Source organism: Hymenobacter sp. B81, assembly GCF_044628455.1.
GTDB lineage: Bacteria > Bacteroidota > Bacteroidia > Cytophagales > Hymenobacteraceae > Solirubrum.
Map to the genome: position 1 here is coordinate 561,963 of NZ_JBIYZW010000002.1, position 24,240 is coordinate 586,202.

Annotated in this window: 19 protein-coding genes; 3 read left to right on the forward strand and 16 right to left on the reverse strand. The window is 63.5% G+C overall.

Going from position 1 to position 24,240, the window contains the following annotated elements:
* The first annotated feature begins 8 nt into the window (after positions 1-8).
* A complete protein-coding gene (locus ACE191_RS13525; RefSeq protein WP_400192763.1) occupies positions 9-413 on the forward strand; it encodes a hypothetical protein in 405 nt (134 codons plus the stop codon).
* A 92-nt stretch (positions 414-505) separates the two neighbouring features.
* Here the strand turns inward: ACE191_RS13525 and ACE191_RS13530 are convergent, their stop codons facing one another.
* Entirely contained in the window at positions 506-3,769 is a 3,264-nt protein-coding gene (locus tag ACE191_RS13530) for a PKD domain-containing protein (RefSeq protein ID WP_400192764.1), read from the reverse strand.
* Between the two features lie 161 nt (positions 3,770-3,930).
* Positions 3,931-5,451 (reverse strand): glycine--tRNA ligase, encoded by a 1,521-nt coding sequence (locus ACE191_RS13535; RefSeq protein ID WP_400192765.1) that lies wholly within the window; start codon positions 5,449-5,451, stop codon positions 3,931-3,933.
* 250 nt (positions 5,452-5,701) lie between these two features.
* On the opposite strand from ACE191_RS13535, the gene ACE191_RS13540 reads away from it, so the two are divergent.
* On the forward strand, positions 5,702-7,102 hold the full coding sequence (locus ACE191_RS13540; RefSeq protein WP_400192766.1) for an inorganic phosphate transporter: 1,401 nt from the start codon (positions 5,702-5,704) through the stop codon (positions 7,100-7,102).
* Between the two features lie 267 nt (positions 7,103-7,369).
* On the opposite strand, the gene ACE191_RS13545 is transcribed toward ACE191_RS13540, so the two are convergent.
* The 13 genes from ACE191_RS13545 to ACE191_RS13605 form a co-directional block, all read right to left on the reverse strand.
* Positions 7,370-7,849 carry a hypothetical protein gene (locus tag ACE191_RS13545; RefSeq protein ID WP_400192767.1) on the reverse strand — a complete coding sequence of 160 codons (480 nt, stop codon included), beginning with the start codon at positions 7,847-7,849 and terminating at the stop codon, positions 7,370-7,372.
* 65 nt (positions 7,850-7,914) lie between these two features.
* Positions 7,915-8,406 (reverse strand): DUF4385 domain-containing protein, encoded by a 492-nt coding sequence (locus tag ACE191_RS13550; RefSeq protein WP_400192768.1) that lies wholly within the window; start codon positions 8,404-8,406, stop codon positions 7,915-7,917.
* Between the two features lie 876 nt (positions 8,407-9,282).
* Entirely contained in the window at positions 9,283-10,902 is a 1,620-nt protein-coding gene (locus ACE191_RS13555) for an Ig-like domain-containing domain (protein ID WP_400192769.1), read from the reverse strand.
* The gene (locus ACE191_RS13560; RefSeq protein WP_400192770.1) at positions 10,886-11,152 is read right to left on the reverse strand and encodes a hypothetical protein; all 267 of its coding nucleotides are present in this window, start codon (positions 11,150-11,152) and stop codon (positions 10,886-10,888) included. Before ACE191_RS13560 ends, ACE191_RS13555 begins: the two co-directional genes overlap by 17 nt.
* A gap of 69 nt (positions 11,153-11,221) precedes the next feature.
* Positions 11,222-12,061 (reverse strand): class I SAM-dependent methyltransferase, encoded by an 840-nt coding sequence (locus ACE191_RS13565; RefSeq protein ID WP_400192771.1) that lies wholly within the window; start codon positions 12,059-12,061, stop codon positions 11,222-11,224.
* Positions 12,062-12,730: 669 nt separating this feature from the next.
* On the reverse strand, positions 12,731-14,593 hold the full coding sequence (gene mnmG, locus ACE191_RS13570; protein WP_400193414.1) for a tRNA uridine-5-carboxymethylaminomethyl(34) synthesis enzyme MnmG: 1,863 nt from the start codon (positions 14,591-14,593) through the stop codon (positions 12,731-12,733).
* Positions 14,594-14,778: 185 nt separating this feature from the next.
* Entirely contained in the window at positions 14,779-15,507 is a 729-nt protein-coding gene (locus ACE191_RS13575) for a GNAT family N-acetyltransferase (protein ID WP_400192772.1), read from the reverse strand.
* 130 nt (positions 15,508-15,637) lie between these two features.
* A complete protein-coding gene (gene ybeY / locus ACE191_RS13580; protein WP_400193415.1) occupies positions 15,638-16,072 on the reverse strand; it encodes an rRNA maturation RNase YbeY in 435 nt (144 codons plus the stop codon).
* Positions 16,073-16,158: 86 nt separating this feature from the next.
* Positions 16,159-16,602 carry an ATP-binding protein gene (locus ACE191_RS13585; protein ID WP_400192773.1) on the reverse strand — a complete coding sequence of 148 codons (444 nt, stop codon included), beginning with the start codon at positions 16,600-16,602 and terminating at the stop codon, positions 16,159-16,161.
* Between the two features lie 39 nt (positions 16,603-16,641).
* Entirely contained in the window at positions 16,642-20,064 is a 3,423-nt protein-coding gene (locus tag ACE191_RS13590; protein WP_400192774.1) for a DUF4175 family protein, read from the reverse strand.
* Positions 20,065-20,195: 131 nt separating this feature from the next.
* Positions 20,196-20,960 carry an exodeoxyribonuclease III gene (locus ACE191_RS13595; RefSeq protein WP_400192775.1) on the reverse strand — a complete coding sequence of 255 codons (765 nt, stop codon included), beginning with the start codon at positions 20,958-20,960 and terminating at the stop codon, positions 20,196-20,198.
* Positions 20,961-21,045: 85 nt separating this feature from the next.
* Positions 21,046-21,411 (reverse strand): hypothetical protein, encoded by a 366-nt coding sequence (locus ACE191_RS13600; RefSeq protein ID WP_400192776.1) that lies wholly within the window; start codon positions 21,409-21,411, stop codon positions 21,046-21,048.
* A gap of 2 nt (positions 21,412-21,413) precedes the next feature.
* The gene (locus ACE191_RS13605) at positions 21,414-21,794 is read right to left on the reverse strand and encodes a carboxymuconolactone decarboxylase family protein (RefSeq protein ID WP_400192777.1); all 381 of its coding nucleotides are present in this window, start codon (positions 21,792-21,794) and stop codon (positions 21,414-21,416) included.
* Positions 21,795-21,981: 187 nt separating this feature from the next.
* Here ACE191_RS13605 and ACE191_RS13610 point away from each other — a divergent pair, with 187 nt between their 5' ends.
* Positions 21,982-22,683: a ComF family protein gene (locus tag ACE191_RS13610; protein WP_400192778.1), complete on the forward strand. Its 702-nt coding sequence runs from the start codon at positions 21,982-21,984 to the stop codon at positions 22,681-22,683.
* A 234-nt stretch (positions 22,684-22,917) separates the two neighbouring features.
* Here ACE191_RS13610 and ACE191_RS13615 read toward each other — a convergent pair whose 3' ends face one another.
* Positions 22,918-24,201 carry an SUMF1/EgtB/PvdO family nonheme iron enzyme gene (locus ACE191_RS13615; RefSeq protein WP_400192779.1) on the reverse strand — a complete coding sequence of 428 codons (1,284 nt, stop codon included), beginning with the start codon at positions 24,199-24,201 and terminating at the stop codon, positions 22,918-22,920.
* Positions 24,202-24,240: the final 39 nt, after the last annotated feature.

Consider the following 24,240-nt stretch of genomic DNA (forward strand, 5'->3'; position numbering starts at 1 on the left):
TACCTGGCATGACCTTATTCTACACCCCGCAGGCATCGTTGAGCTACAACTCGGCCGCCGACACGCTGCACCTGAGTTTCAACGCTACCCGCCTCGACCTGGCCTTCGACCAGGCCTATCAGTTGGCCCTGGAAGAAATGCTGCGCCAGAACGTGGGCAAGCTGCTGCTGGATTTGAAGCGCAACGCCCCACCCCTCGACGACCAGGAGTGGCTGCTGCTCGAGCCGCTGGGCCGCTGCCTGACGCCCCCGCTGGCGCGGCCGGTGTTTATTGCGGCGGTGCTCACCGAGGGCCAGTACCAGTACCAGATCAGCAACTGCCCGGCCAGCGGCACCACCCTGGCCCCGGGTCAGGTTGAGTTCAACTACTTCACCTCGCGGCGCGAGGCGGCGGCCTGGCTCAACGGCCAATAGCCCAAGCCCGACGGCCGCTCCTGCCTTCCCGAAGAACACAAAAAAAGGCCCCGCAGCAAGCGGGGCCTTTTTGTTGGCTGGCAAGGGCCGGTTTAGCGCGACACTTCCACCCAGCCTTTCCAGGTTTCCCCGGAGGCGTCGGTCAGGGTGTAGTAGTAGGTGCCGGGCGGCGTGGAGCTGTCGCCCCAGCCGTCGGTGTAGCTGCTCTTCTCGTACACTTTCTTGCCCCAGCGGTTGAAGATCTTGATTTCGACCGGCTGGAAGCTCACGAAGGGCTTGAACGTGTCGTTTTTGCCGTCGCCGTTGGGGGTGATGATGTTGGGCAGGTCGAAGCGGCGCACTTCGATCAGCAGCTCCTGGGTTTCGGAGCAGCCGTTGCCGTAGAAGGCCGTGAGCATTACGCGGTAGCTACCGGGCCGCTCAAAGGTGTGCGTCGGGGCCGTTTCGGTGCTGGTCTGGCCGTCGGCGAAGTCCCAGCTGAAGCGGGTAGCACCCTGGGTCGTGTTGGTGAACACCACCGGCTTCTGGATAAAGGCGTTGGTGGTGTTGGCACCTACCGTTATCTGGGGCTTCACGCCCACTTTCACCACCACCGTGTCGGTCGACTCACACACCGTGTTGGAGGCGCGCACGATGTAGGTAGTCGTGACGGCGGGGTTGGCTAGCACCGATACGCCGCTGGTAACATTCAGGCCCGTGGCGGGCGTCCAGGTGTAGGTTGTGCCGGGCACGGCCAGGCCGGCGGGCGTAGCCGAGATGATGGCGGTGTCGCCGGGGCAGATGTCGCGGTCGGCGCCCAGGTTTACCTGCGGAGCAGCCAGCACGACCACCGTATCTACCCGCGACACGCTCTGCAGGCAGCTGTTGGTGTCGAATACGGTCAGCTTCACGGGGTAGCGGCCGGGCTGGTTGTACACCGTCGAAACCGTGCCCGACACCGACGAGGTCTGGCCGTTGCCGAAGTCCCACTGCACGCCGGTACCGCTTACCATGGGGCGGCGGAAGTACACTCGGAAGGGGGCGCAGCCGCTGGCCGCCCGCGGACCCGCCGGGCTGTTCGAGGGAATAAACTCGGGGCTGAGCTGCAGCACGTCCATCTTAAAGGCGGCGTTATTGTAGCTGGCCGACCCGCCGGTTGAATAGGCGTTGGGCGTGGTGGTAATGCGCGTGCCGCCGGTGCCGTTGCACATCGACTGGTAGATGATGCCCTTCTTGTCGAAGCGCGAGGTACCGCCGTCGACGTGCGAGCTGCCGTTGCCGAAGTAGGTGCCGTACACCAGGCGCGAGGCGTTTACGCCCAGCTGCATGATGTAGAAGTAGTCACCGCTGGAAGTAGCGTTGATGGGCAGCGCATCGGGCGTGCGCGGCATGCCCGTGATAGAGCCCGAGCCCAGCGAACCGCCGCCCCAGCCCGAAAGCAGAATCTGGCCGCAGTTATCCACCAGGAAGGCCGTGGGCGAAACCAGGCCCTGCACGTTGCCATTGCCCACGGTGGTCGACATCAGCGAAGACGTGAGCGTGGCGTTCAGCTTGTGAATAAACAGGCGGCTGTTGAAGTTGGCGTAGGCGCCGTTGCTGACCGGGTAGCTGCCCGAGGTCTGGCCGAACAGGTACACGTTGCCGGCACGGTCGAGCTGCACGAAGTGGGCCTGGTCGTAGCTGCCGGTGCCCAGGTAGGTAGCCCGTACCAGGGAGCTGCCGGCGGCGTTGATGCGCGCCACGAAGCCGTCGGCCGAACCGCCGCGGTAGCCCGACTGGTAGCTGCCGAAGGTGCCGGGGAAGTTGCGGCTGATGGTGCCGCCGCTCACAAACACGTTGCTGACGCTGTCGACCTGCACCGAGTAGGCCACGTCGCTGTCGGAACCGCCCAGGAACGAGCTCCACACGAGGTTGGTCAGGTTCGGGTTCAGCTTCACTACTACGCCGTCTTTATCGCCGCCGCCGTAATTCTGGAAGCCGCCTACCCGCGGGAAGTTGCTGGACATCGTCACCGAGGCGATGTACACGTTGTTCTGCTTGTCCACGGTCACGTCGCCGCGGTACGAGTCGCCGTAGTTCTCGTTCAGCGCATCACCCGATTCGTTCTGGCCATCGGTGTCGTTGCCGCCCAGGAAGGTCGAGGCTACCAGGCTGTTGCCGCCCGGGCTGAGCTTGGTTACCACGATGTCGGAGTTGCCACCGTTGTAGCTGCGGTCGTAGGCCGTGGCCGTGGTGGGGTAGTTTGAAGTTCCGCTAGGTTCTTCGGTGGTACCCATAATCACGAGGTTGCCGGCGTGGTCGACCACCATGCTATGCGGGTGGTCGTCCTCGTCGCTGCCCACGTAGGTCACGTACACCCGCGAAGCCGCGCCGGTGGTGGCCTTGGGGTCGAATTTCATGATGCCCATATCCCAGCCCCCGTTGTGGGTGGCATCGTAGGCGCCCAGGGTCACGGGGTAGCCGCTCGCACTCACTATCCCGCCGGCGTAGAGGTTGCCCAGCGAGTCGTAGGTGGCGGTGTAGCCCCAGTTGCCGGCGCTCGAGCCCGAGTAGGTCGAGTACACCAGCACCGGGTCGATAACCAGCGGCTGGCGCTTGTTGTAGCCTTGGGGCAGCACAAACGATACGGTGTTGCCGCTCAGGCGGAATTCACAGGCCACCTGCTGCTTCTGGCCCTTCACTACCTGGTAGGCGTAGGGCTTCTGCTCCACTACGTTGCCCACGGTGGTGGCAATGCGCAGGGCCCCGTCGGCATTCAGGCTCAGGTTGTCGGCTCCATCGTAGCGCAGCTGAATGCGCTTGGGGTCGGCGCCCACGGCCAGCTCGAAGTCATACTCCAGCGCATCGGGGCGGCCGTACACCAGCAGGTCGGTGCCGGGGTAGAGGTTTTTGTAGCGCACGTCGGCGAAGGCCGGCACGCTGGTGGCCCACTTCTTGGGGTCGTTGCCCAGGAAAAAGTTGTACTGCGTGAACGACTTGTTGCCGGCCAGCACTTGGGGCTCGGCGTTGGCACCTACGAAATTCACCGCGTAGGCGTGGCCGTTGATGCGGTGCTTTTTTTCGGGGTGATGGTGCTTTTGCTCGAGGGCCTGCACGTCGAGCAGGGAGTGGGTCAGGCGGTTCTTCTCCAGAAACAGCCGGCCCATGGGCACGTCGACGGCGAAGAGTACCTGCGCGGGCCACTGGTTGCGGTTTTGCACGAACTGCCAGGGCTGGTTGGCCGTGGGTTCGGCTACCTGGCCGGTCAACTGGGCCGGCTTGGCTTTGCTGCTTGCTTTCTGAGCCGAGGCCGGAGCCACGGGCATCAGCCACGCACAAGCTGCCACCAGTACGGGAAACGCCGCGGCACGACGTTTAAGCAGGGTAGAAATGAGCATGAGAAACGGTAAGGTGGGTGGAAATCAGGTGGGCGGTCGAATGGCCACAACCATTCAGTTTACAATGAAACTAAAAATCTTCCTTCCCACCGGCCTGTTGGCGCGGCGAGAAGGAAGATTTCCGGAAATAACTTCTTTAAGCCCAGGAAAAGACTGGTTTCCTACAATTGCTCGAAGATTCGGCGGAAGCTTACGGCCTCGCCGATGTACTGGCGCAACTCGCTGATAGGCATGCGGATTTGTTCGCGGGAGTCGCGGTGGCGCACCGTCACGGTGTCGTCTTCCAGCGTCTGATGGTCGACGGCAATGCAGAAGGGCGTCCCAATCAGGTCCTGGCGGGTGTAGCGGGTGCCGATGGAGTCCTTTTCCTCCACCACCAGGCGGAAATCGTGGCGCAGGGCGTGGTAGATTTCGTTGGCTTTGTCGGGCAGCCCGTCCTTTTTCACCAGCGGGAAAATGGCGGCCTTGATGGGGGCCACGGCCGGGTGCAGCTTCAGAAACTTGCGGGTCTTGGTTTGCTGCTTGTCGCCCTCGCCCTCCACAATGGTTTCTTCTTGGAATGCCTGGCAGAGCGTGGCCAGAAACAGGCGGTCGGCGCCCACCGAGGTTTCCACCACGTAGGGCACGTAGTTGCCGTAGGGCTTGCCGGTTTCGGGGTTCACGTCGTTGTCGAAGTACTGCTGCTTTTTGCGGCTGTACTGCTGGTGCTGGGTCAGGTCGAAGTCGGAGCGGGAGTGAATGCCCTCGATTTCCTTGAAGCCGAAGGGAAACTCAAACTCGATGTCGACGGCGGCCTTGGCGTAGTGGGCCAGCTTGTCGTGGTCGTGGAAGCGCAGCTTGTCGGTGGGCAGACCCATGACCTCGTGCCAGCGGCGGCGGGCGGCCTTCCAGTGCTCATACCACTCCTGCTCGGTGCCGGGGCGCACGAAGAACTGCATTTCCATCTGCTCGAACTCCCGCATGCGGAAGATGAACTGCCGGGCCACAATCTCGTTGCGGAAGGCCTTGCCGATCTGGGCAATGCCGAAGGGCACCTTCTGGCGGGCCGACTTCTGCACGTTCAGGAAGTTGACGAAGATGCCCTGGGCGGTTTCGGGGCGCAGGTAAATTTCGCTGGAGCCCTCGGCCACGGCGCCCATCTGCGTCGAGAACATCAGGTTGAACTGGCGCACGTCGGTCCAGTTGCCGGTTTTGCTGAGGGGGCAAACGATTTTCTCGTCGATGATGAGCTGCTTCACGGCGGCCAGGTCGCCCTCGGTGAGCAGGCGGCCCATCTCAGCCAGCAGGGCGGCGGCGCGGTCCTTATCCCCGGCGTTTTCGTACTCGGCGGCCTTGTCTTCCAGCAGCACGTCGGCGCGGTAGCGCTTCTTGCTGTCGAGGTTATCAATCATGGGGTCCGAAAAGCCGTCGACGTGGCCGGAGGCTTTCCAGGTGGTGGGGTGCATGAAGATGGCAGCGTCGATGCCCACTACGTTCTGGTTGAGCTGCGTCATGGCCAGCCACCAGAGCTGCTTGAGGTTGTTTTTCAGCTCCACGCCGTTGGGGCCGTAGTCGTACACGGCGGCCAGGCCGTCGTAGATTTCGGAGGAAGGGAACACGAAGCCGTATTCCTTGGCGTGCGACACGATGTCGGCCAGCGTATTTTCGGCCGTAGCGGCGGGTTTCTGCGTCTCGTTGCTCATGGTAGGGCAAAAGTAGGGTGAAGTAGCCGAAGCCGAAGCCGGCCGGGGCGCCCAAAGCCCCCGGCGCCGTCGGCCCGGCCAGCTGCGGGCAGGGCGCCGCCGGGGCTAAACTTTTTGTGGAAGCAATGGTACAAGGCCTGTACGGCGGAGCCCTTGGCGCCAAGTCGGGTAACAATTTGATAATCTTGCGCCCCTTTGGCCCGGCAGTACTTTTGGCCGGCCAAACTTTTGCTCACCTAATTCCCCCCCTATGCTTGGCTTAGAGCCCCAAGTGCTCCTGCTACTGCTGATCTGTCTGGTGGCCGCCTGCGCGTTTGAATTCGTCAACGGTTTCCACGACACGGCCAACGCCGTAGCCACTGTCATTTACACCAATACACTGCGCCCCTGGGTAGCGGTGGTCTGGTCCGCATTCTGGAACTTCATCGGCGTGTTCGGCGGCGGCATCACCGTGGCCATGGGCATCGTGTACCTGCTGCCGGTCGAAAGCCTGGTCGACCAGAACATCTACCACGGCATTGCCATGGTGGGCGCGCTCATTCTGGCCGCCATCATCTGGAACGTGGGTACCTGGTACTACGGCATTCCCGCGTCCTCGTCGCACGCGCTCATCGGCTCGATCCTGGGCGTGGGCATTGCCTTTTCGCTGCTGCCCGAGGCGGCGGGCGCGGCCGTAAACTGGAGCAAGGCCACCGAAACCGGCATTGCCCTGCTGGTGGGGCCGCTGGCGGGCTTCACGCTCACCATCATCCTGATGTTCGTGCTCAAGCGCTTCGTGCGCAACAAGGCCATCTTCAAGGAACCCCACAAGCGCAAGCCCCCACCCCTGTGGATTCGCCTGATCTTGATTGCTACCTGCACCATGGTGAGCTTTTTCCACGGCTCCAACGACGGGCAGAAGGGCGTGGGCCTGATCATGCTCATCCTCATTGGCATCGTGCCCTTCAAGTTTGCCCTCGACGAGAGCAAGAATCCGCTGGACATGCGCGGCTCGCTGGGGCAGGTGGAGATGGTAATGCGTAAGGTGAACCCGGCCGACCTGGCGCCCGACGAGCAGCAGGCCCTCACCGAAATCAACCAGCAAACGGCCAACCTCGACCGCATTTTTGCCGGCAAAACCGACGTGAAGCAGCTGCCGGAAGCCGACCGGTTCCAGATCCGCAAAGCCATTCTGCTGACGTACACCCGCGCCAAGAAGCTCATGGACAGCGAGCGGGTGAGCTTGAGCCCGGCCGACCGCAAAGCCTACGAGGGGGCCATCAAGAACATGCGCACCTTCACCGACTACGCACCCAAGTGGGTTATCCTCATCGTGTCGCTTTCGCTGGGCATCGGCACCATGATCGGCTGGAAGCGCATCGTGGTGACCATTGGCGAGCGAATCGGTAAGGAGCACCTTACCTACGCCCAGGGTGCCTCCTCCGAGCTGGTGGCCGCGGGCATGATCGGCGTCAGCACCCAGTTTGGCTTGCCGGCCTCCACCACGCACGTACTGTCGTCGGCCATTGCCGGCTCCATGGTGGCCAACCGCGGCGTCCGCAACCTGAACCCCGGCATGGTGCGCAATATTGCCCTGGCCTGGGTGCTGACCCTGCCCGTGACCATGGCGTTGTCGGGCTGCCTGTTCCTGCTGTTCCGCGCCCTGCTGTAATGGGGTGATGAGATGACAGGTAACCCGTAACGGGTTGAGCGTTCTGACTTGTCACCTCATGACCTGTTACTTGGCAACGCCCTGCTAAAACACAAAAAAGCCGCCCCGGAAGGAGCGGCTTTTTTCATGGTTCAGTTTTGGCGGACGGTTTTGCCCATACACAAAATGGGCTTATTCTACGGGCAATTGCACCTGTCACGCTTTGCTTTCAGCAACTTATCCACTTATCCACAGCGAAAAACCGGGTTTTTGTGGAAAACCAGTGGCTTAAGCGGGCCACTGCACTTCCAGATCATCGTTTATGAACACTCCGAAGTTGACGAACTGCAGCTCGTCCTCGTCAAAGTAAAGGTCAATCATCTCCTTCTCGTAGGACAGCCGTACTTCGCCCGTATCTACCTTCTCGATTTCGGGATTCTGGTAGCCGTGGCGGCTCATCAGCTCCTGCACCTGCGCCAGCGACTTACCCTGAATCGGCTCGCCAAACAGGCTCATGCCGGGGTGGTCAGTTTCGATGCAGGAGAGACGGTAGTCGTCTTCGCGGTCAAAGTACAGGGAGTAGCCTTCTTCGAGGTAGTTCCAGGCCTGGTGCTCAAACTCGTCGTCGTCCTCCGACTCTTCGATTTCCTCCGGCTCACCCATCAGGGCGCGCACTTCGTCCATCTTGGCGCCGAACCGTAGCGGGCCCATGCCAATGCCCAAAACGATTTCGTTTTCCTCGGTGCTGCGGGGTTGGGGCGTATTCATGTTGGGGTGGGGTTGAGAAAGGTTCGTAGGAAAAGCTAGGGAAGTAAAGGTAGCGGAGCGCCGCGCTATTTGCCGTACTGCTCCTGAAAGCGGACTTTCTGGGCCAGGTAGTCGGGGTGGGCGGCGGCCTCGTCCCAGCGGGCCTTGAAAATGGCGGCCGCGGCGGCTTTCTCCGGGTCTTCGGGTGAGCGGGGCAGCTCGGGTCGGCCGTGGGCACCGCTTTGGCCGCGCTTGGCCACCGGCACGGGCCCGACGTACTTTTTCCCGCCGCGGTGGTTTGCGTAGCGCCTGGCCCGCGTAAAGCCCATCTGCAGGAATTTGCGCGCCATGTCGGCTCCCACGAAATCCTGGCGGGCCAGGTAATCGAGGAACAGCCCGTAGATGCGGTCGGACGACTCGCGGGCCAGTTCGGGGGTGCGAAAGCGCCAGTGCGGCAGAATCTCGCCCTTGTAGGGTTGCACCAGCAGCACGCCCTGCTCGCCCTTGCCCACCCGGTACAGCTCGGGGTGCTGGCGAAAATCGACGTGACGGAAATCCAGGGAGTAGTCGAACGGCATGGGGCGGTCGGGCAGGTCGGCCGCCGGTATACGCAGCTTCGGCCCGCGCCAGCTAATTTTTCTCCGGGGCCCCTTGGCAGTGGAAAACTCCGCCCCGGCCCGGCCGGCGCTTTTCTTCCGCGAGGCCGACCACGCTTTTTTCCGGGCAGCCCGTGTTATCCACGAGCCTAATAACTTTTCATTAAATGAAATTTTTAAAAAATCTTTTTGTCCCCCGTAGTAGGGGCGGTGCATAAGTGGATAAAAATCGGGGTTATGCACAGGGCTTGATAACATGTGCACAAGACCCGGGTTATACACCACGTTTCCACAGGCGTTGTGTATTTCATGCGCCTGATTTTAAATGAATTAACAGGTTTTTGCCCAATCCACATCGTTGTGCACACAGGCCTGAATCCACAGGGGGAAAGCGCGTGGAAAAGGTCCGGGAAGGGGGAAAGTTGTCCACGCTTGTGCACAGCCCTTCGGCACTGATGTGGGCCTGAGACGACCAAAAAAACTTATCCGCCATTTCTCCACGGCTGTCCACCGCTAACTCCCCGGTTTTCCACAGGTTATCCGCAGGTTAAGCCAGAGTGACCAAGCCGACGGGAAAAGCGGTGTGTATAACCCAAAACCCTGCTGATAATCAGGGGGAAGTTACCTGCCGCGGCTGCCCGAACGGGCCGGCCGGCCGCCGGCGGTGCCGGGCCCGCGCCGCGGCCGCTATCAGCCGGTTAGAAGCTCCGGCTGACGCCCCAAACGAGACGCTTTGCGCAGTGCCGGGTGCGCCGGCGAGGAGTTGCCAAGGGAGCCGGGCGGTAGCCACAAAAAGCGCCCCGCCCACCGGACCCCTAATGCGGGGCCGGGTGGGCGGGGCTTGGGCGCAGAGCGTTCTTAGAAGCTCAGGCGCAGATTTTCGATGTCCCAGTTGGCCCGCACCTGCTGCGGGGCCGGCAGCAGGTACACGGGCTCGGCAGGTTGGCGCAGCTGCGGGTCGCCGCCGCGCCAGCGGCCGTCGTTGTCGGCATCAATGAGCACGCGCAGGCGGTAGGTGCCGGGGGCCAGGTTGTCGAAGCGGAAGCTGCGCGGGCTGGCCAGCGTGGTAATCACCTGGAGGTTCTGGTCGAGCAGCTGCAGCTCGAAGCTTTTAAACGCGGTTTGTACCGTGCCCGAGAGGCTGCCGGTGCTGGCCTGCTCGGTTACGCGCAGGCGCACGGGTTTCAGGCCCAGCCGCTGACCGCTCACGGGAATGATAGCGGTGGTATCGGGCACGAAGGTGGCAATCTGCCGGGCCTTGGTGTTGAGGTTGATGGTGAGCAGGGTGCGGTCGGGGCTGAGCTGGGCGTCGGCCGGCGCGGTGAGCGGGCGGCGCTTCACCGAATCTTCCACCAGCACGCCGAAGGGCTTGCCAGCGGCCAGCTGCACCGGCTCGTTGAACTGGAAGCGCAGCTGCCCGTTGCGGTACACCTCGCGCGGGTTGTCGACAACGGTGTAGGGCTGCAGGCCGCGGCGGCCGGCCGCGCCGCCGTCGAACTTCACGTTGATGGTGTCGCGGCCCACGTTGCCGGCGCTGTCGGTGGCCGTGAGCAGGTAGCGGCCGGCCGTAAGGGTGGGCGTGCTTTGCAGGGCGGCGGTGCGGCCGCGGTCGGTCAGGAACACGGCCGCGTTGAGGGCCGGGGCGGGCGCCTGGCCTAGGGCGGCCAGCGTAATCTGGCGCAGGCCTTCGTTGTAGCCCACCCGAAACTGGGCCGGGTTGCTTTGCTGACTCAGAATAAGCGGGCGGCGCGAGTCGGGGCGTACGGTGAGCAGGTTCACCGAGTCGAGGCCGGGGCGCACCACGACGGGCTCGGGCAGGTAGGCAATGCGCTCGGGCTCGTCGAACCGGCTGTTCTGGTTTTTGTCGGCGAGGGCGTAGATGCGGTAGCGGCCCTCGCGCAGGTTGCGCAGCCGGAAGTTGCCGGCTTTGTCGGTGCGGCCGGCGTAGAAGGGGCGGGCGCGCTTCACGTCGGCGGTGTCTTCGGCCGGGTACAGGGCAATGAGCACCTCGGCCTCGGGTTGGCCGTTGAGCAACTGCGCCACGCTGCCGGCCACCGAGCCCGAGTCGAGGGCGGCGCCGGTGCTGAAGGTCAGCAGCACGTCCTGGGCCAGGTTGCTTTCGGTGATGTCGGCCACCGCGTCGCGGAAGTTGAACACGTAGGTGGTGTTCGGGGCGAAGGGTTGCTTGAAGCGCAGCTCGATGGCGTTGCGCTCCTCCCGCACCTCGTAGCGGTTGTCCTCGGCCAGGGAAGGCGTCACCAGCAGGTTCTTGCTGAGCTCCTTGAGCTGCACCTGCTCGGAAAACTCCAGGCGCAGCACCTGCCCGCTCACGCGGGTAGCGCCGTCGCGGGGCTCGGTGCGCACCAGCTTGGGGGCCACGATGTCGCGGGCACCGCCCTCGGGCGAGCTGATGGCCGCGCAGCCGCTAAGCCACAATCCGGCGGGCAGCCACCATCCCAACTTAACGCGAACGGACATTGTAGAGCAGTAAAGTAGAAACCGTGATGAGGGCGCAGGCCCCCACGATAAGCCAGCGGGTGCGCGGCCGAATGGGCGCCGCCGGCGCGTCGGGCACCAGGCCCACCGGGGCGGCGGCCGAATCGGGTGGCACCACCGCGGCCGCTTTCCGCAGCGAGTCGGGCGCGGTTTGGGCCGCGGCCGGCGCGGGGGCGCTCAGCAGCAAGGCCAGGCCCAGCACCATTCCCGAAGCAGCAACGAAAGAACCCATAGCGAAGGTACAAGCAGCGCAAAAGTAGCGGCTGCACCGCGCTCCTCCCCTGCCGGGCGCGGGCGGGGCTTACTTGGCGGCCTTGGCGGCGACGTAAATGAGGCTGGAGTACTGCCCGCCGTGCTGGGCGGCCTGGCGGTTGGAGTGGTAGCCGGCCTTGAAGGCGGCCAGCAGCCCGGCGTTGCGCTCGGCGCGGTACCGCTCGCTGAGCAGGCTTACGTAGTAGGCGTCGAGCATCAGGGGCAGGGTCTGGCGCACCGGCACGTGGTGCTTGCGCAGCAGCTTGCCCAAGGTGGCGGGGGTGAAGTGGTACAGGTGCCGGGGCACGTCGTAGGCGGCCCACTGCTCGCGGTAGTACTGGGCGTCGGGGCTGTCGGCGTTGGGCACGGCGATGATGAGCACGCCGTCGGGCTTGAGCAGGCGTACCAGCTGCTTGAGGGTGGCGTTGAGCTCGTGCACGTGCTCGAGCACGTGCCAAAGGGTGATGGCGTCGAACGACTCGGGGGCCAGCTCGCTCAGGTCGGCGGCGCTGATGGGCTGGCCGGTGCGCTGCTGGGCCTGGGCGCGGGCCACGGGGCTGGGCTCGACGCCGGCTACCTGCCAGCCGGCCTGCTGGCAGGCGGCCAGAAAGTGGCCGGTGCCGCAGCCGTAGTCGAGCAGGCGGCCGCGGCGCGGGGCCTGCTTGTTGACCAGGCTGACCTTGCGGCGCAGGGTGTACACGCGGGCCAGCTGGTAGAGGCGGTTGGTGAGGCCCTTGTTGGTGTCGGAGTGCGACACGTAGTCCTCGCTCTCGTAGTAGCGGCCGATGTGCTCGGCGTCGGGGCGGGGATTGGTGAGCAGCAGCCCGCAGCCCGCGCACTGCACAATGGCAAAGCTCTCGTGGCTGACGGAGTGGTCTTCGACGACCATTTTGGGGCGAAACTCACTTTTCCCGCACACCGGGCACTGTTCAACGCGTTCGTAGGACACCAACAAGCAATTCAGACGGCAAACAAAAACAGCCGAACGCGGGCGCCGGCTGCGACTACTACCTACAAAAATATGGGTAACGGGTGACAAGTAACACGTGACCGGTAAAAGCAGGTCGGTAATGGAGCCGGAGATGGGGAGCAATGGCCTCTGCCGACCCTGCAATGGTTTCTGCCCGGCTTGCAACGGCATCTGCCCTGCTTGAAATAGCGTCTGACCTGCTTGCAACGGCATCTGCCGGGCTTGTAATGGCTGCTGCCCGGTTTGCAACGGCGTCTGACCAGCCTGCAATGGTAACTGACGACCCTGTAATGACGGCTGACCGGCTTGCAACGGCTGCCATTAAAGCTGCGGAAGCATCTGCCGACCTTGCAATGGCTGGTGTCGGAGTTGTAATGATGACTGCCCGGCTTGCAATGAGAGGGATACCAGCTGAAATGGCCCCTGTCCTTCTGGTGACGGGCGCTGCCTGACTTGTACCGGAAATTTTGGAAGCAAGCAAAAGCCCGTCATGCTGAGCCCGCCGAAGCATCTCTACCGCTTCGTTGTTCGGTAGAGATGCTTCGGCGGGCTCAGCATAACCAAAACCACCTTTTCCTGAACAGGCTCCTACTTGCCCAGGTACACCATCAACACCGAAATGTCGGCGGGGGAAATACCGCTGATGCGCGAGGCCTGGCCGATGGTTTCGGGCTGCACCTTCAGCAGCTTTTCGCGGGCTTCGTGCGAGAGGGCGGGCATGGCACGGTAGTCGAGCTTGCCCACGATGCGCAGGTCTTCCAGCTGGCCCATGCGCTCGGCCTGCTGGTGCTCTTTCTCGATGTAGGTTTCGTACTTGACGTGGATGCTGGCCTGCTCCAGCACCTCGGCCCCGTAGGTGCTCAGGTACTGGCCGAGCTCGGGCAGGGCGCGCTGCAGGTCGGGCAAATCGATTTGCGGGCGGCGCAGCAAGTTCACCACGCGGGTTTTCTCGTGGATGGGCGCCGAGCCCAGCTCTTCGAGCAAGCCGTTGATTTCGCCCGGCTCCACCGGCTTCTTGCTCAGGTACTCCAGCACGTCGGCGGTTTGCTGGCGCTTCTGCTCCACCCGGGCCATGCGCTCATCCGAGGCCAGCCCGAGCTTGTGGGCCAGCGGGGTGAGGCGCAGGTCGGCATTGTCCTGGCGCAGCAGGATGCGGTGCTCGGCGCGCGAGGTGAACATGCGGTAGGGCTCGTCGGTGCCTTTGTTCACGAGGTCGTCGATGAGCACGCCGATGTAGGCCTCCGAGCGGCGCAGGATAAACGGCTCCAGCTCGCGCACCCGCTGGTGGGCGTTGATGCCGGCCATCAGGCCCTGGCAGGCGGCTTCCTCGTAGCCCGTCGTGCCGTTGATCTGGCCGGCGAAGTAGAGGTTGCGCACGGGCTTGGTTTCCAGCGTCAGGTTGAGCTGGGTGGGCGGGAAGAAGTCGTACTCGATGGCGTAGCCGGGGCGGAACATCTTCGCGTTTTCGAAGCCCGCAATCTGGCGCAGCGCCTCGTACTGCACGTCTTCGGGCAGCGAGGAGCTAAAGCCGTTCACGTACACCTCCACCGTGCTCCAGCCCTCGGGCTCCACGAAGATCTGGTGGCGGTCCTTGTCGGCGAAGCGGTTGATTTTGTCTTCCACCGAGGGGCAGTAGCGCGGCCCCAGGCCCTTGATGCGGCCCTGGAACATCGGCGACTTCTCGAAGCCGGTGCGCAGGATGTCGTGCACCTTCTCGTTGGTGTAGGTGATGTAGCAGGGGCGCTGCTGGCCGAGGGTGGGCGTGTCGAGGTAGGAGAACTTGCTCGGGTTTTCGTCGCCGGGCTGTTCCTCCATCTTGGAGTAGTCGAGGGTGCGGCCGTCCACGCGGGGCGGGGTGCCCGTTTTCATGCGGCCCGTCTCGAAGCCCAGCTCGCGCAGCTGCTCGGTGATGCCGGTGCTCTTGCGCTCGGCCGCGCGGCCGCCGCCGAAGTTTTTCTCGCCGATGTGGATGAGCCCGTTCAGGAAGGTGCCGTTGGTGAGCACCACCGTTTTGGAGCGAAACTCGATGCCGAGCTGGGTACGCACGCCCACGCAGGTGCCGTCTTCCACCAGCAGGCCGGTTACGGCCTCCTGCCAGAAGTCGACGTTACGAATGCCTTCCAGGGTCAGGCGCCACTCTTCGGCAAAGCGCATCCGGTCGCTCTGGGCGCGCGGGCTCCACATGGCGGGGCCTTTCGAGCGGTTGAGCATCCGGAACTGAATCATCGTCTTGTCGGTGATGATGCCCGACTGCCCGCCCAGCGCGTCCACTTCGCGCACAATCTGCCCCTTGGCCACCCCGCCCATGGCCGGGTTGCACGACATCTGCGCGATGGTGTTCATGTTCATGGTGATGAGCAGCACCGAGGAGCCAAGGTTGGCCGCGGCGGCGGCCGCTTCGCAACCGGCGTGGCCGGCACCTACCACAATTACATCGTATTCCTGGGTCAGCATAGCTGGGGAGGGGTGTTTCGTCGGAGGGTATGAACAGGCAAGGGCCGCGTTTTGTGCCGAAAAGCAAAAAACCGTTTCCGCGCTGGCAGAACCGGTTTTGAAATCAACTTGATAAAGCCGCGTAACCCGCTCAGAACGTGGGCAAAGATAGGCACTGCGCCGCTTAGCTGCGGCTGCGGGGTTTACTCCTGGTCTTCCAACTCGTTTTCGCGCTCCTGCCAGGCCGTCAGCAGCTCGGCCGAATGGTGGTTGACGGCGGCCCAGTTGAAGGGCAGCCAGTAGCCGCGCATGCTGTCGAACACCTCGGTAGCGGCCGGACCGGCGAAGAGCTTGTAGTCGAACTTGGGGTAGCCCTGCACCAGGTAGCCGGGGTAGTAGTGCGTCATGCCCTGCTGCCGGGCGAAGTTGATTTTGAGCAGCATCAGGTACTTGCCCAGGCTGTGGCGGCGGTAGTCGGGGTCGTAGAAGTTCATGATGCCCGCCAGGCTGCGCTGCCCGGCGTCGAAGATGCCGACGGCAATCAGCCGCGGCCCGTCGCGCAGCTCGATGACGCCGCTGGGAAAGGCGTTGTGGCGGGCGCCGGCCAGGGTGAAGGCCTCCACGGTTTCGGGCGCGTCGAAGTCGATGGCGGCGCGGTAGCGGGCGTAGAGGTTTTCGTACTCGTCGCTGAGCCGGAACGGACGCAGCGTGCTGGTAAACTGCTCGTTCAGGCGCAGCAGCCGGCGCTGAGCGGGCCCGAACTGCACCTCGGCCAGCACCACGCGCAGCCAGTGCACGGTGTAGAATCCGCCGGCAATGGGCAGGAACTGGCAGGTAAACAGGTCCTGGTGCATGCGGTAGTAACCCTGGCTGAGGTAATAATCGAGCACGGGGCCGGGAATGATTTCCGGCGCAGCAGAGGAGGCAGTCATAAAGGTGAAATGCGTCCGGGGAACGGCGAAGAGCCGGACGCCGGCCAGAGCAATTTACGGCCGCAGTTGGTTCCGGAAAAGCCAAACGCCCGCACGGGGCGGGCGTTTGGGCAAATAACTCGGTTGAAACTTAAAACGTGCGCAACGAGAGGCAGTCGTCTTCCTTCTTGCGCATGGCCGTCTGGCTCAGCAAATCCTTGTCTTTGTAGCCCAGCAGGTGCAGCACGCCGTGAATCATTACCCGGTGCAGCTCGTCGCGAAACGAGACGCCGTGGGACTGGGCATTTTCGCGCACCCGGTCCACCGAAATGAACACGTCGCCCTCGATGATGTCGGCGTCGTCGGCGTTGTCGAAGGTGATGACGTCGGTGTAGGTATCGTGGTCGAGGTACTCCACGTTGACCTTGTGCAGGTACTCGTCGGAGCAGAAGATGTAGGTGAGCTGCACGATTTCGTGCTCGTGCACCCGCGCCACGCGCTCAATCCACTCGTTGAGGCCGGCGGCATCGGCCAGCTCAAAATCCACGTCTTCCACCACGAACTCGATGCCCGGCGCATCCTGCATGGGGTCGTAGGCGTCGTCCTCGGGGTGCTGAGGCGGCAGCTGGGCGTCGTCGGCGAAGCTCAAGGGAAGGTGAAGCTAAAGGGTAATTAGGCCTGCGCGTGGCCGTTCACGCCGTTGGCGGCGGCCACGGGGGGCAGGAAAAACGTCAGCTCCACCTTGCGGCCGTCGTTGGTAAACTCGACCTCGTCGGCCAGGTGGCGGATCAGGAAGATGCCGCGGCCACCGGGGTTTTCCAGGTTTTCGGGCGCGGTGGGGTCCAACAGGTTGTCGTAGTCGAAACCCGGGCCCTGGTCCTCCACTTCAAACGTCACCCGGTCGGCATTCACCGAAAGGGACAGCAACACGTTTTTGTCCTTGTCGAACTTGTTGCCGTGGCGAATGGCGTTGTTGACGGCTTCCGTCACGGCCACCATGATGTTGCCGTAGATATCGTCTTCGATGTGAAAGGTTTCCTTCGAGTTGTCGATGAAACTCTCGACCACGCGGATGTTTTCAACGAGGGAAGGAATCTGGATTCTGACCTGCTTCATGGAGTGGAGAAAGGCGGCGGGGCGTAAAAGTAGGCAGCGTTATTTCATTTTCTGAAAATACTCGCTCACCTCCCGCTGGTAATACGGAGTGAGGGCCGGGGGAACCGTACGCAGCAGCTCGGTCTGGCGCTGGCGCTCCTGCTTGTACTTCTCGAACGCAGGCGGAAACCCCGGCGGCACCGTGCGGGCCGTTTCGGCTTCGCGCTTGTTGTCGAGGTCCCGCTCCCGGGCCGATTTCTCGGCTTCCAGAAGGCGGCTCAGGATCTGACGCTGGCGCATGACAGTCTGCTCCGTCAAGCGCTTGTTTACGAGGTCTTCCTCGGTTTGTTCCATCATTTTTTTCAGCTCACCGAGGCCGCCCAGGCCCTGGTCGCCCTGCCCTTTCTGGCCGGGTTTGCCGTCTTTGCCGGCCTGCTGCATTTTCTCCAGCTGCTGCAGGGCCTCGCGCAGCATCTGCTGCTGGGCCGCCATGCGCGCCAGCTCTTCCGAGAGCTGCCGGCCGCTCTTGCCGCCCTGCTGCAGCTGCTGAATCTGGTCGTTGAGCTGCTGCTGGAGCTTGCCCATCTGGCCCGAACCGGGGCTGGGCGGGCCTTTCTTCTTCTTTTTGCCGGGCTTGCCGCCGCCGGCCTGCTGCTGCATGCTCTGGCGTTGCTGCTCCTGCATCTGCTTCAAGGCATCATTGAGCATCAGGGCCAGGTTGTTCATGCTCGTCATGGCCAGCTGCTGGGCGCCGGTGGCCCGGCCCACGTTGCGCTGGCGCAGCTGCTCCATGGCCTGGTCCATCTGCCCGTTCATCTCGCCCACTTCGCGGGTCACGAAGCTCTGCAGCTGAAACACGCGCTTGGCCAGGGCATACAGCGAGTCCTGAATGACCACCGCGTCGTCGCGCAGCTTGCGCTGGTTTTGGCCCAGCTGCACGAAGCGCGGGTCCGACTGGTCGACCTGGCGGAACTGCTTCATCAGGGCTTCCTGGTCGAAGGAGAGCTTGAGCAGGTTTTCCAGGATGTCGCGCAAGTCGTCGATGTTTTCCTGCTGCTGGTCCGACTCCTCCTCTTCCATCTGCTGGCGCATCTTCTGCGCCATTTCCTTCATGTTCTGGGCCGCGTCCTTCTGGCTTTGGCTGGCTTTCTGGTTCTGGTTTTTGCCGAGCTGCTCCTGGCTGTCCTGCATCTGCTGATCTACCTCCTGCTGCTGTTGCTGCATGGGGTCGAGGTTGTTCTGGTGGTCGAGCTGCTGGTCGAGCTTCTGGGCCTCCTGCAGCTCCTTCTTCACCTGCTCAAACGCTTTCTGGGCTTCCTGCTGCTGCTGGCGCAGCTGCTCGTTTTCCTGCTTGCGCTGGTCGTTGGGCTTGTCGGCCGCTTTCTGGGTTTGCTCGCTGAGCTTCTGCTCCTGCTCGGCCAGCTTCTCGAGCTGCTCGGTGGCGCTTTCCATTTTCTGCTCCAGCTGCAGCTGCTTGAACATGTCGAGGGCGCGCTCCAGCTCCTTTTGCAGGGTCTGCTCCTTGTTTTCGAGCTGCTCGAGCAGCTTCTGCATGTCGAGGTTGCTGTTAGGCTTCTGCTGCTCGAGCAGCTTCTGCAGCTCCTCGTAGAGCTTCTTGGTCTTGTCGTCGAGCAGGGAGTCCATCAGCTTCTGCAGCTCCTGGGCTTTCTCGGCCAGCTTTTCGCTGCGCGGGTCGAGCTGGTCCTGCTTCTGGCTGAGCTGCTCAAACATCTGCTTCATGTCGGCCAGCTGTTGGTCCATCTGCAGCTTCTGGTCGAGCAGCTCCTTCAGCTCCTTGCGGTCGGTAAAGCTCAGCTCGCGCTTGGTCTTGAGCTTGTCTTCGGCCTTGGCCAGCTCGCGCTGCAGCTTCTGCGACTGTTTCTGGGCGCTGCTGAGCTGGCTTTGCATGCTCTGCGAGGTGGCGTCGAGCTGTTCCAGCAGCTCGGCGCGGGTGGGCAGGCGGTAGGTCAGCGGGCGGGTGCGGGTGCTTTTGGGGCCGCGCAGGCCGTCGTTGTCCCACACCTCCACGGCGTACTCGAGCTGCTCGCCGGCCTTGAGGCGCAGCGGGGCCAAATCCCACTGGTGGGTGTAGGTCTGGGCGGGGCCATTGCCGGCCAGCGCCAGCGCGGTGCTGCGCCAGGGGCCGGGCTGCTGGGTCGGGCCGGTGCGGTAGTGCAAAACTAGGCGCGTCAGGCCGTAGTCGTCCTGCAGGGTGCCGGCCAGGGCCAGGTAGCGGCGAGTGGCCGTGTCGGCAAAAGCTTCCACGGTAATAGCCGGGGCCTGGTCGGGCACCACGGTCAGCTGGTATTCGATGGGGTTGCGGTTGGGACCGGCCTCGGTGTTGCGCAGCTGCACCTGGTAGGCCTGGCTGCGCGTGGCCGGCCGGGTAAGGGTGAACTGCTCGTCGCCGCGGGCGGTGGCGGCCACGGTTTCCGTCGGGTCCAGAAACTGCAGCTTCACTTCCTCGGTGGCGGCGGTGCGGAACTGCCAAGTCAGGCGGGTACCCTCGGGCACGGTGAGGTTGCCTTCGCCCGCAGGCAGGGTTTCGGCGGCGCGGCGCAGGTAGGCCGGGTACTCGGCCCGCACGGCGAAGTCGCGCAGGTTGGGGCGCTCCAGCACCCGCAGTTGGTAGTCTTCGGAGCTGAAGCCCGCGGCCGTGAGCTGAAACTCGGTGTTGCGCTGGGGCTGGCGGAAGGTGTAGGCAAAGCGGCCCGGCGCCACTTTCGTCAGACGCCGCTCCTGCCCGTCGACCACCACGCTCACTTCACTGGGCAGGGCCTGGCCTTCCACGACTACCGTGAGCTTGAAGTCCTCGTTTTTGAAGGTGCGCAGCTGGCGGTTTTCCACCACGAAGCGGAACGGCATGGGACGGGCGTAGGCGCGGCGGTAGTGGAAAATGCGCTCGGTGCCCTGCACAAACAAACTGGGCCACACCAGCAGCAGCGCGGCGGCCACAGCGGCCGGCACGGCGGCGTACTTCCACAGCGGGCGGCTTTCCTCCTTGATGCGGATGCGGTCGGCAAACTCCAGCCCGGCCAGCTGCCCGGCGCGCTGCTCAAGGCTGGCGGCAATCAGGGCGTTGTCGCGGGCCTGGCCCTGCAGCTGCAGGGCGTTGAGCAGACGGTCCTGCACCTCCGGAAACAGCTCGCCCACGCGCTGGGCGGCCTGCTCGTCGGACAGCAGCCGGCGGAGGTTGGTGAGGGCAGCCAGCGGCTGCCAGATCCAGCGCACGAAGGCCCAGACCGTGAGGCCCAGAAAGCCGAACAGCAATCCGCCCCGCACCCAGGTGGGCAGGTACAGAAAGTATTCGAGCAGGTTGAAGAGCACGAACAAGGTCAGCAGCAGGCCGCCGGCCACCAGGGCCCCGCGCACCAGCAGGCTGAGGTAGAACTTGCGCTTGAAGCCTTCCAGGTGCTGGCGTACGGCCTGCCAGCCCGCGGGTGCGGCAGCCGAAGAAGGCGAAGAAACGGGCGTAGCCGGCATGAGAAAACGGACGCGTGAGTAAGGAACCGGAAGAAGGCAAGATACGGCGAAACCGGCCGGGTAGGCCGCAGCGCCGGGCTGCTGAGCTGCTAACCCCGCCGCGGCCGAAATAATTGCGCCCGCCCTGCCCCTTAGCTTAGCTCCACGAAGGCGGGGCAGTGGTCGGAGTGCACCGCATCCGGTAACAGACCCGCGGCCTGAATGCGGGGTTGCAGGGCGTCGTCGGTCAGCAGGTAGTCGAGGCGCCAGCCCACGTTGCGGCTGCGCGAGCCGGCCCGGTAGCTCCACCACGAGTAGTGGTGGGGGGCGTCGCCGTGGTGGTGACGAAACGAGTCGGTGAAGCCGTTGGCCAGCATTCTGGCAAACCAGGCCCGCTCCTCGGGCGTGTAGCCGGGCGTGTTCTGGTTGGCCTTGGGATTGTGCAGGTCCAGGGGCGTGGGGCAGCAGTTGAAGTCGCCGGCCACTACCAGCGGCGGGGCAGTCCCGCGCAGGCTCTGCACGTAGGCGGCAAACCAGCTTAGCCAGTCGAGCTTGAACTGCTGCCGCTCGGGGCCGCTGGTGCCCGAGGGCATGTACACGTTCAGCACCGCCACATCATCGAAGTCCAGGCGCAGCGTGCGGCCTTCGTGGTCGTAGGCCGCGTGGCCGCAGCCCAGCGTCACCTTGGTGGGCCGCTGCTTGCTGAAGGTGGCCACGCCGCTGTAGCCCGGTTTCTGGGCCGGGTACTGGTAGCAGTGGTAGCCCAGGGCCTCGAAGCCGCTCACGTCGAGCGCGTCGCGCCCGGCCTTGATTTCCTGCAGGCACAGCACGTCGGGATTGGCTGCCTTCACCCAGTCGAGCAAACCCTTGCTCAGGGCCGAGCGCAGCCCGTTGACGTTGTAACTGATGATTTTCAAGATGCTGATGAATAAGCGGATGGCGGGCGGAAGCGGGGTTGTTCGCGCGTGAGCACGCGGGTTCCCGCTGCCGCCGCCCAACGATTTAACTGTTCAGGTCTTCCAGCTGGGCGAAGTATTCCAGCATGTGCCACTTGAGCATGCGTTCCTGCTCCTTGAGGGTGGCAAAGGGCACGGGGTTTACCAGGCGGTAGTGGGGCCAGCCGTCTTCGTCCACCCGCTCGAGCTGGTAGTAGCCCGAGAGGCTGAACAGGCGGCAGGTGGCAATGTGCATCAAATCCTGCTTCTGCTCCTTGGTAAACGGGCCGGCGCCCTGGCCCAGCTCCTGCACGCCGATGAGCAGCAGCAGCGCGTTCAGGTCGGGCTTTTTGCCGAACCGCTCGCGCATCAGGTTCATCAGCTCCCACCAGCGGTGCTCAAACTGCGCTTCGGTTTCCTCGGGGTTCAGCATGGCTAGGCGCTGTGCTCGGCGTGGGGCGGGACCGGGGCGGCGGTTTCTTCCTTGAGGGCTTCCCAGTATTCCACGGCGCGACGGAAGTGGGGAATGACGATGCTGCCGCCGATGAGGTTGGCAATGGCAAACACCTCGTACACCTCGGCGTCGGTGAGGCCTTCCTCGTGGCACTTGCCCAGGTGGTACTTGATGCAGTCGTCGCAGCGCAACACCATGGAGCAGGCCAGGCCCACGATTTCCTTGGTTTTCACGTCGAGCGCGCCGGCCTGGTACGTGTTGGTGTCGAGGTTGAAAAAGCGCTTGATGACCTTGTTATCGGCCGCCAGAATCTTTTCGTTCATGCGCTGGCGGTAGTCGTTGAATTCGGTGACGAGGCTCATGTGGGGTAGTAGGTAATTGGTAACGGGTACGGGGACCCGGCCAGATAATGGCTTTTCGGGTGCAAAGGTTTACATTCAGCGGCAATTACCCGCGGCCGCCCCGCTACCCTTACCCCGGCGGCCCGCCGCGGCGCCCCCGGGCGCCGCGCTTACCAGTCAGTGAATCATCCCTAACCCGATCCGAGCCATGCTGCGCGCCGCTCTTGCCGATTTCGTTACGCTGATTTTCCCCCGCACCTGCCTGGCCTGCCACCAGTCGCTGACCCGGGGCGAGGACCACCTCTGCACTGGCTGCCGCGCCCAGCTGCCCTACACCGACTACCACCGGCTGCCCGCGGCCGACAACCCGCTCATGCGCCGCTTCTGGGGCCGGGTGCCCGTGCAGCACGTGCTCAGCTACCTGCGCTTTCTGCGCCGCGGCCGGGTGCAGCACCTGCTGCACCAGCTCAAGTACCAGGGCCAGCGCGAGGTGGGCAGCGCCCTGGGACGGATGTACGGCCAGGAGCTGGCTGCCTGCGGGCTGGGTGCCGACGTGCAGCTCATCGTGCCCGTGCCGCTGCACCCGCGCAAGCTGGCCAAGCGCGGCTACAACCAGTCCGACTCGTTTGCCGAAGGGCTGGCCACCAGCCTGACCGTGCCCTGGAACGCCACGGCCCTGCAGCGCAACAGCTACACGGCTTCGCAGACACGCAAGAGCCGCGCCGAACGCTGGCAGAACGTGGCCGAGGTGTTTCAGGTGGCCCAGCCCGCAGCCGTGCAAGGCCGCCATGTACTGGTAGTCGACGATGTGCTCACCACCGGGGCTACCCTCGAAGCCTGCGCCGTGCAGCTGCTCGACGCGGGCGCCGCGGCCGTGAGCGTGGCCACCATTGCCTGCGCCGACCGTTAATCACGGATTCCGGCGGATTTTTCGGATTGTCCAGATTTCGGAGACGATTGTCGTTCAGGTGCTGTTTCGTTTATCCTTTTTCTTGCTCTTCGCTTTCGATGCACGTCAGGGTCTGGCGGAAAGGCCCAAAAGCAAAAAAGCCACCCCGAGGGGTGGCTTTTTTGTTGGAATTGGTTGGCTTTCCGAATCGTCCACGAAATCCGGGCAATCCGAAAAATCCGCCGGAATCCGTGATTATTTGTTGGAGCCGGGGTTGATCATGGCGCAGCGGAAACCGATGGCTGCCGTGGCCGAATCTTCGCCCATGAAGCGGCGGGTGCCGGGCGACAACCAGTAGGCTACGTCTTTCCACGAGCCGCCTTTGTACACGCGCACGTGGTCGTCGATCAGCGACTGGTAACCCTTCTTGTCGTACTTGTCGGCTTCGTCGAGCACACCGTTGCGGCGGAAGGGGTTCAGGTCTTCCATGTCTTCGAACGACAGCGGGCGGTACACGTCCTGCACCCACTCGTTCACGTTGCCCGACATGTTGTACAGGCCGTAGTCGTTGGGCGGGTAGGCGTAGATATACTCGGTAATCATGGCGCCGTCGTTCAGCGAGCCGGCAATACCGGCGTAGTCACCGCGGCCGCGCTTGAAGTTGGCCAGGAACTGGCCCATCTTCTTGCCGTAGGGGTTACGCACCTGGCGACCATCCCAGGGGTACACGCGCTTGTTTTCCTGGTTTTCGTTGCCGGTTTCCTGCGTGCCGATCATGGCCTGGGCGGCGTACTCCCACTCAGCCTCGGTGGGCAGGCGGTAGTTGGGCAGGGTGTTGCCGTTCTCGATGGCAATGCGGGTTTTGCCTTCGCCATCTTCCGAGTCGGTGCCTTCGGCGCCCTCGTCCACGGCTTCGTCGCCACCCTTCTTCTTTTTCTTGAACAGGCCACCGCCGCCATCACTGCTGCCCGCGTCCGATTCACCGGCGAGGTTCTCGTTTACCTTGGCCGTACGCCAGGTGCAGTAGTCGTTGGCCTGCAGCCAGCTCACGCCCACTACCGGGAAGTAGCGGAAGCCTGGGTAGCGCAGGTAGTAATCCACGTAGGGGTCGTTGAACGACAGGTCGCGGGCCCACACGGTGGTGTCGGGCAGGGCCGACTGGTAGAATTCCTCGGAGGAGTCTTTGCGCACGTAGTGCAGGTACTCCAGCCAGTGAATGTTGGCCACTTCGGCTTCGTCCATGTAGAACGAGGCCACCGTCACGGTGCGCTCGAGGTTGTCGTGGGTCATGGCCACGTCTTCCTCGCCCGAACCCAGAACCGTGCGGCCACCCTCGATAAACACGAGGCCGGGGCCTTCGGGAATGCCTTGGTAGTCAGCGACCTTCATGCCTTCCTCGGTGTTGTACTCGATGCCCGTGGTGGACGAGTACTTACCGGGTTTCTGAGCCGAGGGCGGCCCGCTTTTGCAAGCCGACAGGGCACAGGCGCCAACGACGGCCAGGCCTATGTACTTGGGCAGGTACTTGGAAAGATTCATACTTGTTTATGTGGAACTCCTTGAGCGAAAAAGGCTTGA